Here is a 2,708-nt window from a genome sequence, read left to right as displayed (position 1 = left end):
TCGACGAAACCGAAGGTTTCGTGAGTCTTAACGAAAACCTTTCAGGTTTTCGTAAGTCAGCGAATTTTTTGAAATTCGCTTCGACTCGACAAAAATTCAAAGAATTTCTGTGAGTCAGCGAATCCAAAGGATTCGCTTCGACAGCAAATTTCAAAGAAATTTGCTTCGACGTTCAGGTGATTTTATGGAGATTATACCTGCTAAATTATTAAGAATATACTTAAAAGAGGAAGATAAATACGAGAAAGAACCGTTGCTTGAGTTAATAGTAAAAATACTTAAAAAAAATAATGTATCTGGAGTAACTGTCCTAAGGGGGCTATATGGTCATGGAATGAGAGGAACTTCTAGAATTGATATAATTAGGCTTTCTATGAATTTACCAATAGTAATTGAGTGTGTAGAGTACGAAGATAAATTGATGAAGATTCTACCAAAAATAACCGACATTATAGGCGAAAATGGGCTTATACACATACTTGATGTAGAAGTAGTAAAAAAATAATATATTTTATAACGGTCGTAATTTACTAGTTTAATTTCCGGTGATTGAATGAAAACCTAAACGGTTTTCATAGCTCACCTTACACTTCGTTCAGGTGATTAAACGAAACCTACGGTTTCGTAGCTCACCTTCACTACGTTCAGGTGATATTATGATAACTGATGTTTTAATTATTGGTGGCGGAGGAGCAGCAGCCAGAGCTGCGATAGAGTGTAGTAACAAAAATGTTGTTGTGGCAGTTAAAGGACTCTTTGGAAAAAGTGGATGTACAGTAATGGCAGAAGGCGGATATAACGCAGTCTTTAATCCAGAGGATAGTTTTGAAAAACATTTTTATGACACCATGAAAGGTGGAGGATTTATAAACAATCCAAAACTTGTAGAAATCCTTATAAAAAACGCTCCAAAAGAGCTTAAAAACTTAGAAAAATTTGGATGTATTTTTGATAGAACTGAAGAAGGTAAAGTGGCTCAAAGGCCATTTGGTGGTCAAAGCTTTAATAGAACATGCTACAGTGGAGATAGAACCGGCCATGAAATTATTAGCGGTTTAATGGAATATATAAATAGATTGGATAAGGTAGATATCAAAGAAGATGTAATGGCCGTTAAGCTCATAGTCAAAGACAACCGTTGTTATGGAGCAATATTCTTGGACTTAATCAATGGAAACTTGTTTCCAATTTATGCCAAGGCTACAATACTTGCTACAGGTGGGGCAGGACAGCTCTACCCAATAACATCAAATCCTATTCAAAAAGTTGGAGATGGTTTTGCAATTGCATACAATGAAGGTGTTGAATTAATCGATATGGAAATGGTTCAATTCCACCCAACAGGTATGGTAGGAACTGGAATTTTAGTTACTGAAGCAGTTAGGGGGGAAGGCGGAATACTGTACAACAGCAATAAAGAACGATTCATGAAAAATTATGACAAAGAAAAAATGGAGCTCTCCACAAGAGACGTTGTAGCCAGAGCAATATATACAGAAATAAAGGAAGGAAGAGGCATAAACGGTGGAGTATATTTGGATGTTAGTCATTTAGACGATAGGATTATTGAGGAAAGACTAGAAACCATGTTTAGTCAGTTTTTAGATGTTGGAATTGATATAAGAAAAGAACCTATGATCGTAGCTCCTACTGCTCACCACTTCATGGGAGGAATTAAGATAAACGAAAAATGTGAAAGTAACATTGCTGGATTGTTTGCCTGTGGTGAGGTAGCAGGAGGAATCCATGGAGCAAATAGACTTGGAGGAAATGCCCTTGCAGATACCCAGGTTTTTGGAGCAATAGCCGGAAGATATGCCAGTGAATTTGCTGAGAACCACGATTTTAACCTATCAAAAGTTAAGGAACTAACAAATAATATCATACAAAACCTTGAGGGCGAATTCAAAGAAAGAGGAGAAAACGCCCATGAGTCCATTGAAAAATTGAGAAATATTATGTGGAATTATGTATCCATAGTTAGAGATGAAAAAGGCTTGGAACAGGCTTTAAAAGAAATAAAAGGTTTGAAAAATAAGAAAATATCTGTAAATGGAACTGTTGACGTTCAGAAATACTTTGAACTTAAAAACATGCTTCAAGTTGCTGAAATTGTAACAAAATGTGCATTGATAAGAAAAGAAAGCAGAGGAGCACATTGCAGGTCAGATTATCCTGAAACCTTAGAAGAATGGAAAGGAAACTTGGTAGCAAATAAAAAAGAAATAAAATTCATAAAATTGAATCATTAATAATAATAATCATCAATATTCTTTTTAAATTATATCTTCACTTCTTTAGATATTCTTTTAGCACTTCTAACAATCCTACACATCCTGTAATCGTACATGGGCAACCTTTAGAAAAGGTTGCATCCCAACCCTTTTTAAAAAGTGTTGGATCCCAAAGTTTGCATCCAAGCTTTTTTAAAGCTTGGTTAGAAAAGGTTGCATCGAAACTTAGGGAATATCTCTCTTTAGATATTCTTTTAGCACTTCTAACAATCCTACACATCCTGTAATCGTACATGGGCAACCTTTAGAAAAGGTTGCATCGAAAATTATAAAATATCTCACTTTGTTCGATATTTTTTTAGCACTTCTAACAATCCTACACATCCTGTAATCATCACATCGCCACCGGGATATGCATATTCTCCGTATTTTTTAAATAATGCTCTGTTTGGTCCTGCAATTAAAACTGTTTCA

The 2,708-nt window shown here is 35.2% G+C and carries 3 protein-coding genes and 1 pseudogene; 2 read left to right on the top strand and 2 right to left on the bottom strand.

What is annotated here, in order from left to right; translation table 11 throughout:
• The first annotated feature begins 184 nt into the window (after window positions 1–184).
• Both F555_RS0100045 and tfrA read left to right on the top strand, forming a co-directional pair.
• Window positions 185–505, top strand: coding sequence for a DUF190 domain-containing protein (locus F555_RS0100045; RefSeq protein WP_018153190.1), 321 nt, complete (start codon window positions 185–187; stop codon window positions 503–505).
• 151 nt (window positions 506–656) lie between these two features.
• Window positions 657–2,252 (top strand): fumarate reductase (CoM/CoB) subunit TfrA, encoded by a 1,596-nt coding sequence (gene tfrA / locus F555_RS0100040; protein WP_018153189.1) that lies wholly within the window; start codon window positions 657–659, stop codon window positions 2,250–2,252.
• A gap of 37 nt (window positions 2,253–2,289) precedes the next feature.
• Here the strand turns inward: tfrA and F555_RS0100035 are convergent, their stop codons facing one another.
• Window positions 2,290–2,529 (bottom strand): hypothetical protein, encoded by a 240-nt coding sequence (locus F555_RS0100035; RefSeq protein WP_018153188.1) that lies wholly within the window; start codon window positions 2,527–2,529, stop codon window positions 2,290–2,292.
• A 43-nt stretch (window positions 2,530–2,572) separates the two neighbouring features.
• Window positions 2,573–2,708, bottom strand: a pseudogene (locus tag F555_RS09700) (DUF1786 domain-containing protein); the annotation flags it as partial.

The organism is Methanothermococcus thermolithotrophicus DSM 2095, from assembly GCF_000376965.1.
Taxonomy (GTDB): Archaea; AGJL01; Methanococci; order Methanococcales; family Methanococcaceae; genus Methanothermococcus; species Methanothermococcus thermolithotrophicus.
This window is presented reverse-complemented; position numbering and strand designations above follow the sequence as displayed.

Bases quoted from the DNA above. Each gene is read 5' to 3' on its own strand.
- tfrA (WP_018153189.1), top strand. From the start codon at position 657: ATGATAACTGATGTTTTAATTATTGGTGGCGGAGGAGCAGCAGCCAGA.
- F555_RS0100045 (WP_018153190.1), top strand. From the start codon at position 185: ATGGAGATTATACCTGCTAAATTATTAAGAATATACTTAAAAGAGGAA.
- F555_RS0100035 (WP_018153188.1), bottom strand. From the start codon at position 2,529: ATGTACGATTACAGGATGTGTAGGATTGTTAGAAGTGCTAAAAGAATA.